Raw genomic sequence first — 7,033 nt, 5'->3', positions numbered from 1 at the left:
GGGGCGGGGGGGGGCGGGCGGCGGGCCCGTCCGCGTTGGCCGATTTCGCGCGCGTCACCCCGGCCGGCGGGGGGGGCGGCCCCGCCAGGGCCCGCCCCCCACGTCGTGCCGGGTGGGGTCCGCGGTTCAGCGGGCCCGGTCCGTCAGGATCAGACGAGGTCGAAGCGGTCGAGCTCCATGACCTTCGTCCAGGCGGCGACGAAGTCGTTCACGAACTTCGCCTTCGCGTCGTCGCTCGCGTAGACCTCGGCCAGGGCGCGCAGCTCGGAGTTCGAGCCGAAGACCAGGTCGGCGCGGGTGCCGGTCCACTTCACCTCGCCGGTGACGTCGTCGCGGCCCTCGAACGTGGTCTGGTCCTCGGAGACCGGCGTCCAGGTGGTGCCCAGGTCGAGCAGGTTGACGAAGAAGTCGTTCGTCAGGGTGCCGGGGGTGTCGGTGAAGACGCCCAGCTTGGTCTGCTGGTGGTTCGCACCCAGGACGCGCAGGCCGCCGACGAGGACGGTCAGCTCGGGGGCGGACAGGTTCAGCAGGTTCGCCTTGTCGACGAGCAGGAACTCGGCCGGCAGGCGGTTGCCCTTGCCCAGGTAGTTGCGGAAGCCGTCGGCGACGGGCTCCAGGGCGGCGAAGGACTCGACGTCGGTCTGCTCCTGCGTGGCGTCCACGCGGCCCGGGGTGAAGGGGACCCGGACGTCGTGACCGGCGTCCTTGGCGGCCTGCTCCACGGCGGCGGAGCCGGCGAGGACGATCAGGTCGGCCAGGGAGACCTGCTTGCCGCCGGTCTGGGCGGCGTTGAAGGACTCCTGGATGCCCTCCAGGGTGCGGAGCACCGTGGCGAGCTGGTCGGGCTGGTTGACCTCCCAGCCGGCCTGCGGCTGGAGGCGGATGCGGGCGCCGTTGGCGCCGCCGCGCTTGTCGCTGCCGCGGAAGGACGAGGCCGAGGCCCAGGCCACGGAGACGAGCTGGGACACGGACAGGTCCGAGCCGAGGATCTGCTCCTTGAGGGAGGCGACGTCGGCGTCGTCGACCAGCTCGCCGGTGCGGGCCGGCAGCGGGTCCTGCCACAGCAGGGTCTCGCCGGGCACCTCGGAGCCGAGGTAGCGGACGACGGGGCCCATGTCGCGGTGGGTCAGCTTGAACCAGGCGCGGGCGAAGGCGTCGGCGAACTGCTCCGGGTGCTCCAGGAAGCGGCGCGAGATCTGCTCGTAGGCCGGGTCGAAGCGGAGCGAGAGGTCCGTCGTCAGCATCGTGGGGAGGTGCTTCTTCGACGCGTCGTAGGCGTCGGGGATGACCGCCTCGGCGTCCTTCGCGACCCACTGGTGGGCGCCGGCCGGGCTCGTGGTGAGCTCGTACTCGTAGCCGAACAGGTTCTCGAAGAAATTGTTGCTCCAGCGGGTGGGCGTCGTGGTCCAGGTGACCTCGAGACCGCTGGTGATGGTGTCGGCGCCCTTGCCGGAGCCGTACGTGCTCTGCCAGCCGAAGCCCTGGGCCTCCAGCGGGGCGGCCTCGGGGTCGGCGCCCACGTGGTCGGCCGAGCCGGCGCCGTGCGTCTTGCCGAAGGTGTGGCCACCGGCGATCAGCGCGACGGTCTCCTCGTCGTTCATCGCCATGCGGCGGAACGTCTCGCGGATGTCGCGGGCCGCGGCGACCGGGTCCGGGTTGCCGTTCGGGCCCTCCGGGTTGACGTAGATCAGACCCATCTGGACGGCGCCGAGGGGGCTCTCCAGCTCGCGGTCGCCGGTGTAGCGCTCGTCGGCGAGCCAGGTGGTCTCGGGGCCCCAGTAGACGTCCTCGTCGGGCTCCCAGACGTCCGCGCGGCCGCCGGCGAAGCCGAAGGTCTCGAAGCCCATCGACTCGAGCGCGACGTTGCCCGCGAGGATCATGAGGTCGGCCCAGGAGAGGCTCTGGCCGTACTTCTTCTTGACCGGCCACAGCAGGCGGCGGGCCTTGTCGAGGTTGGCGTTGTCCGGCCAGCTGTTCAGCGGGGCGAAGCGCTGCATGCCGGCGCCGGCGCCGCCGCGGCCGTCGCTGATCCGGTAGGTGCCGGCGCTGTGCCAGGCCATCCGGATGATGAACGGGCCGTAGTGGCCGAAGTCCGCGGGCCACCAGTCCTGCGAGGTGGTGAGGGTCGCGGCGATGTCGCTCTTGACCGCGGCGAGGTCGAGGCCCTTGAAGGCCTCGGCGTAGTCGAAGTCCTCGCCGAGCGGGTTCGCCACGGCGGGGTTCTTCGCGAGGATCTTGAGGTTGAGGCGCTCCGGCCACCACTGGCGGTTGCCCCCGCCCTGGGTCGGGTGCGCGGCACGGCCGTGCGCCACCGGGCAGCCCCCTACGCCCTCCGGCTTCGGGTCGGTGACGATTGCGTCATGGTTCTCAGGCATGGGAATCCTTCCGGATCTCAGGCGGATCGCTGTGCTCAGGAACTGCGGGCCGTGGAGCAGTCAGGGGCACTGGCCCGGTCTCCTGAACCGTCACGTGCACTCCCCTGCTGTTGTCCTGTCCCTCTTGTTTGCGCCGGAACAGATCCTACGATGGACTCTGTCCAAGTCAATGCAGTGACCAGATCCGTACGGATTCATAGGCCAGAAGTCATGCACAGTTAGGCTGGGTGGGGATGAGCGATCTACTGGGAAGGCTCCGGGAGCGCGGCTGGCGGATGACGGCGCAGCGGCGGGTGGTCGCCGAGGTGCTCGACGGGGACCACGTCCACCTGACCGCGGACGAGGTGCTGGCGCGGGCCACCGCGCGGCTGCCCGAGGTGTCGCGGGCGACCGTCTACAACACGCTGGGCGAGCTGGTGGCGCTCGGCGAGGTGGTCGAGGTGACCACCGACGGGCGCGCCAAGCGGTACGACCCGAACGCCCACCGCCCCCACCAGCACCTGGTCTGCTCCGGCTGCGGGAAGATCCGGGACGTCCACCCCGAGGGCGACCCGCTGGCGGCGCTGCCCGCCTCGGAGCGCTTCGGCTACAGCGTGTCCGCGGCCGAGGTGACGTACCGGGGCCTGTGCCCGGACTGCGCGGCGGCGGGCGCGGCGTGACCGGGCGCCGCCCGGCGCGTCGGGGCGGGGCGAGCCGTGGGCGGTGGTGAGCCGTGGGCGGTGAAGCCCGTGGGCGGTGAAGCCCGTGGGCGGTGAAGCCCGTGGGGTGACCTGTACGCGGCGACCCCGCGCGGTGACCCGTGCGCGGTGAGCCGTGCGCGGTGTGCGCGGTGTGCGCGGTGACCCGCATACGGTGACGGTCCGCGGTGACCCGTTCGGGCCGCCCCGGGTGTGCGCCCCCGCCGCCTGGTGTGGACTCGGGGGTGCCCGGGGGGACGGGGGGTCCGTCCAGTGGAGGAACGCACCGATGTCGCCGAGCAAGCCCAGCATCGTCTTCGCCCACGGCCTGTGGGCCGACGGCTCCTGCTACAGCAAGCTGATCCCCGTCCTCCAGCAGGAGGGCCACGAGGTGGTCTCCGCTCAGAACACGCTGGACTCCCTGGAGGGAGACGTCGACGCCGTCCGCCGCGCGCTCGCACGCGTCAGCGCGCCGGCGATCCTCGTCGGCCACTCCTGGGGCGGCTTCGTGATCACCGCCGCGGGTACGGACGACCGCGTCGCCGGCCTCGTCTACATCGCGGCGCTCGCCCCGGACGCCGGGGAGACCCCGCAGGACCTGATCGGCCGGTTCGACACGCCTCCGCTCTTCGCCCACCTCGACGACGAGGACGGGCGGCTCTGGATCGCGCGCGACGGCATCTCGCACTTCTGCGGGGACCTGCCGGAGGCCGACCAGCAGCTGGTCTGGGCGACCCAGGGCTCCGCGAACGCCGCCGTCCTGGGATCCACGACGGACGACCCGGCCTGGCGGTCCAAGCCCAGCTGGTTCGTGCTGGCCACCCAGGACCACGCCGTCAACCCCGACCTCCAGCGCTTCTCCGCGGAGCGGATGGGCGCGACGGTGGTCGAGACGGACTCGTCGCACGTCCCGATGCTCTCCCAGCCCGAGGCCGTGCTGGACGTGATCCGCAGCGCCGCCAAGGCGGTCTGACCGGCCCCCGCGCAGGCCTTCCCCCGCGCCTGCCCGGAGGGGCAGGCGCGGTCGCGCGCACGGGCGGGACGATGGCCGCCATGAGGAGCCACGCGGGACAGGGCCGGCCCGGACGGACGCCGACGCCCGCCGGGGGGCCCGCGCCCGGCGGGGGCGGGCGGGCCGCGGCGGTGCTGAGGCTGCAACGGCAGGCGGGGAACGCCGCCACCGCGCACCTGCTCGGCGGGCTCACCGTCCAGCGGACCACGTACCAGCCCCGCGAACGCGACGCCTCCCGGACCTCACCGGGTGCCGCGGCGCGCCACCCGCCGGGACCGCTGCCGCCCCACCTCGTGGTGCTGGCCGACTTCGCGGCCGGGGGCCACGACCTCAAGCCGGCCCACCTGGCACTGCTCGGCCGGCTGCTCACCGGTGAGGGGCTCGCGGGCCGTGCCCGGCTGGTGTCGGTGGTGGGGTACGCGGACGGGGTCGGCTCCGCCGCGGGGAACGCCCGGCTGCGCGGACTGCGCGCGCAGGCGGCCCTCGCGTACCTCCACGGCCACGAGCTGCGGGGCGGTACGGCCTCCCCGGCGCCGGACGGCACGTACCTCGCGGGCAACGACAGCGCGGAGGACCGGGCCGGGAACCGGGCCGTGGTCATCGCCCTGGAACCCCTCCCGATCCCCGCCCCGCCGGAACCCGCCGGCCCCGAGCAGCCCGCCGCCCCCGCGCAGCCCGCCGGCAGCACGGGGCCCGCGATGGACGGCGGCGTGCCCGAGGGCCCCCGGGACGCCGGGCTGCCGGGCGGCGTCACCGACGGCCACCCGCCCGGGCCGGAGGTCCGGCCACCGCCGCCGTCCCCCGCGCCCGTCGAGATCGACGTCGGCGACGACTACGACGCCACCGGGTGGCTGGAGGGGTTCTTCCGCACGGGGGAGGTCTACATGTCGGACGTGGACAGCATGGTCGCCAACGTCATCCGGGCGGCCGGCGACCATCCCGTCGCGCGGCTCGACGTACGGGCGCACGGCAGCCCGACCACCATCCTCATCGGGTCGGACGAGGTGACGGTGGCCGGCTTCGGCGCCTACCGGCCCGCGCTGGCACGGCTGGCGCCGCACTTCACGGCGGCGGGGTTCGTACACCTGGAGTCCTGCACGGTCGGTCAAAACCTGCCGCTGCTCCGCCTCTTCGCGGCGGCGTTCGGGGTGCGCGTCTACTCCGCCACCGGCCTCTACAACAACATCCTGCGGTTCAACACCGGGGACTACGTGGTGTGCGCCCCCGACGGGGTGTGCTCCCCGGCGACCCGGCCGTGACGGCCGCGCGCCGGGGGCGGCGTCACACCTGCGGGGCGCGGTGGGTGAGGCGGCCGTCGACGGCCGTGAGCAGCACCGGGAGGCCGGGGAGGTCGGTGGCCGGGGTGGTGAGCGGGTCCTCGGCGAAGACCGTCAGGTCGGCCCGGTGGCCGGGGAGGATGCGGCCGGCCCGGTCCTCCTCGCCCGCCGCGTACGCCGGTGCCGTCGTCATCCCGCGCAGCGCCTCCAGGGCCGTCAGCGCCTGCTCGGGGCCGTGCGGCGGGAGCGTCAGGTCGCGGCTGGGGCGCCGGTGCCGGGCACCGGCCATCACGCCCAGGGGCGGGAACGGCGCGATCGGCCAGTCGGAGCCGAGTACCACGGTGGCGCCGGAGTCCCACAGGTCCCGGCAGCGCCAGGCCCGGGCGGCGCGTTCCTCGCCCAGCCGGCGGGACCAGTTGTCGGTGTGGTCGGCCCGGGTGAAGTCGCAGCAGTGCGTGGGCTGCATGGAGGCGATGACCTCCAGCTCCCGGAAGCGGCCGAGCGTGTCGTCCGGGACGGTCTCGATGTGCTCCACGCGGTGCCGCACGCCGGGCAGCCCGCCGGTCGCCCGGGCCTTCTCGATGCTGTCGAGGACGTGGCGTACGGCCGCGTCGCCGATCGCGTGGGTGGCGGTGGGCACGCCCGCGCGGTGCAGTTCGCCCACGATCGCGGTGTAGGCGGCCGGGTCGGGCCAGAAGGCGTGCGTGGACTCGCCGTGGCAGTCGGGCCGTTCGAGCCAGGCGGTGCCGTTGTCGATGGTGCCGTCCATGAACAGCTTGACGCCCGCGACCTGCCACAGGGCGCCGCCCGTGCCCTGCCCGGCGATGAGCTCCCGCACCCCGTCGGCGTCGGTGCCGGGCTGGCACCAGGGGGCGACGCGCAGCCGCAGCGGCAGCTCACCGGCCGCGTCGAGTTCGGCGTAGAGGGCGAGGCTCTCGCCGTTGGCGTCCATGGCGTGGCCGCCGGTCAGGCCGGCCGCGGCCATCGCGCGCAGGGCAGCGGCGAGGCGGTCGCGGCGCTCCTCGTGCGTGGGCTGGGGGGCGGCCCGTTCGACGAGTTCGCAGGCGGCGTCCTCCTGGAGCAGGCCGGTGGGGCGGCCGTCGGCGTCGCACACGACCTCGGCGGAGGCCTGGTCGAAGGTGCGCGGTCCGTCGACGCCGGCGATGTCGAGGGCCCGGCGGCTGGCCAGGGCCGAGTGGGCGTCGAAGAGCAGCAGGAAGGCCGGCACCCCGTCGAGCACCGCGTCGAAGGGCTCGACGGCGACCGGCCGGTCGCCGAAGACGTTCGGGTCGAGGCCCCAGCCGAAGAGCCACTCGCCGCGCCCGAGCGAGCGCACCCGCTCCGCCAGCGCCGCCCGTACGTCGTCGAGGCCGGCGCAGCCGGAGAGGTCGAGGCCGTGGGTGAGTTCGGCACCGGAGACGGGGTGGACGTGGCCGTCGACGAGGCCCGGGGTGACCACGGCGCCGCCGAGGCCGACGACGGTGGTCGCGGGGCCGGCGAGGGCGCGTACCTCCCGGCCGTCGCCGAGCGCGGCGATCCGGCCGTCCGCGCCGACGGCGAGCGCGGTCTCCGGCAGGAATCCGCCCGTCGCGGGGTCGAGCAGGCGGGCGGAGTGCAGGACGAGACGTGGGCGCACGGGTGCTCCTTGGAGGGGGCTGTGGCGGGAGGCCGTCGGCGAGGCACTGGGCCCCG

General features: G+C 74.6%; 5 protein-coding genes. 3 read left to right on the top strand and 2 right to left on the bottom strand.

Going from position 1 to position 7,033, the window contains the following annotated elements:
* Positions 1-149: 149 nt before the first annotated feature.
* Positions 150-2,375 (bottom strand): catalase/peroxidase HPI, encoded by a 2,226-nt coding sequence (gene katG / locus ACIQUQ_RS04495; RefSeq protein WP_403971217.1) that lies wholly within the window; start codon positions 2,373-2,375, stop codon positions 150-152.
* A 233-nt stretch (positions 2,376-2,608) separates the two neighbouring features.
* Here katG and ACIQUQ_RS04490 point away from each other — a divergent pair, with 233 nt between their 5' ends.
* The 3 genes from ACIQUQ_RS04490 (at position 2,609) to ACIQUQ_RS04480 (ending at position 5,323) form a co-directional block, all read left to right on the top strand.
* On the top strand, positions 2,609-3,034 hold the full coding sequence (locus ACIQUQ_RS04490; protein WP_403971215.1) for a Fur family transcriptional regulator: 426 nt from the start codon (positions 2,609-2,611) through the stop codon (positions 3,032-3,034).
* 307 nt (positions 3,035-3,341) lie between these two features.
* Positions 3,342-4,025 (top strand): alpha/beta fold hydrolase, encoded by a 684-nt coding sequence (locus ACIQUQ_RS04485; RefSeq protein WP_403971213.1) that lies wholly within the window; start codon positions 3,342-3,344, stop codon positions 4,023-4,025.
* A gap of 80 nt (positions 4,026-4,105) precedes the next feature.
* Positions 4,106-5,323, top strand: coding sequence for a hypothetical protein (locus tag ACIQUQ_RS04480; RefSeq protein WP_403971211.1), 1,218 nt, complete (start codon positions 4,106-4,108; stop codon positions 5,321-5,323).
* Between the two features lie 22 nt (positions 5,324-5,345).
* On the opposite strand, the gene ACIQUQ_RS04475 is transcribed toward ACIQUQ_RS04480, so the two are convergent.
* The gene (locus ACIQUQ_RS04475) at positions 5,346-6,977 is read right to left on the bottom strand and encodes an amidohydrolase (protein WP_403971209.1); all 1,632 of its coding nucleotides are present in this window, start codon (positions 6,975-6,977) and stop codon (positions 5,346-5,348) included.
* Positions 6,978-7,033: the final 56 nt, after the last annotated feature.

The sequence above is a fragment of the Streptomyces sp. NPDC101118 genome, from assembly GCF_044759445.1.
Classification (GTDB): Bacteria; Actinomycetota; Actinomycetes; order Streptomycetales; family Streptomycetaceae; genus Streptomyces.
Note: the sequence above shows the minus strand (reverse complement) of the source record. Positions and strands in the feature narration are given on the sequence as shown.

Excerpts from the sequence above, each read along its gene's own strand:
- katG (WP_403971217.1), bottom strand. The coding sequence starts at position 2,375 with ATGCCTGAGAACCATGACGCAATCGTCACCGACCCGAAGCCGGAGGGC.
- ACIQUQ_RS04490 (WP_403971215.1), top strand. The coding sequence starts at position 2,609 with ATGAGCGATCTACTGGGAAGGCTCCGGGAGCGCGGCTGGCGGATGACG.
- ACIQUQ_RS04485 (WP_403971213.1), top strand. The coding sequence starts at position 3,342 with ATGTCGCCGAGCAAGCCCAGCATCGTCTTCGCCCACGGCCTGTGGGCC.
- ACIQUQ_RS04480 (WP_403971211.1), top strand. The coding sequence starts at position 4,106 with ATGAGGAGCCACGCGGGACAGGGCCGGCCCGGACGGACGCCGACGCCC.